Source organism: Ralstonia sp. VS2407 (assembly GCF_052950655.1).
Window position 1 is genome coordinate 1 of the sequence record NZ_JBRFVG010000045.1, and the last position, 783, is coordinate 783.

A 783-nucleotide genomic window follows, 5' to 3' on the forward strand; every position below is an offset into this window, starting at 1 on the left:
GAGTCCGCACTCGCCTTTGGCCGCCTCGAAGCCGGTCTCGATTTCCCACCTGCGACCCGCGACGTTCATCAGGGTTTCCCGTGTGGCCTTACTGCGCGGCGCGTATACGACGTAATGCGCATGTTCACGTTCCTCTGACCTGAGGCGGAATTTTGTCACCAATCAGGCAGTGAATCTCGCGTCGATATTATCGGAATCAAGCCAGGCTCGACGGTGCGTATTTCGGACGAACGACAGGCCGTTTCGGGATCGTGACCGAGCGTACCGGAAGGCAGGATCGGCGTTGCGCACGACATCAACCACGCGAGCTATGCTCGCCTGCTTCGGCCGGAGAGAACATGCCCACGCACCGAATGAACATGCATGATCAAGGACGTTCTACGACTTAAATTCGACGGCAGCCTTTCGCACGATCGGATCGCCACGTCGCTGGGCATTTCCAAAAGCGTGGTCACGAAGCACGTCGGACCGGCGGGCGCCGCCGGGCTGGACCGGGCAAGCACCTGCGAGATGGACGAGGGCGAGCGCAAGCGGCGGCTACTCGGCAAGCCCATGAGACCAGCGACCTACGTCCAGCCCGATTACGGGCGCATCCATCAGGAACTGCGCCGCAAAGGCGTGACGTTGACGCTGCTGTGGGAGGAGTACCAAGTCGAGTTCGCCGGCCGGCAAACCTACCGCTCTACGCGCAATTCTGCGAGCACTACAAGGCGTTCACAAAGCGTCTGAAGCGCTCGACGCGTCAGATCCACCGCGCTGGCGAGAAGCTGTTCGTCGACTTCG

Annotated in this window: 2 pseudogenes; one reads left to right on the forward strand and one right to left on the reverse strand. The window is 61.2% G+C overall.

The features are described from left to right. Positions 1-147: pseudogene (locus tag ACU8YE_RS23700) on the reverse strand (transposase); the annotation flags it as partial. Positions 148-363: 216 nt separating this feature from the next. Between ACU8YE_RS23700 and ACU8YE_RS23705 the strand changes: the two are divergent. Beyond that, positions 364-783 (forward strand): annotated as a pseudogene (locus ACU8YE_RS23705) (IS21 family transposase); the annotation flags it as partial.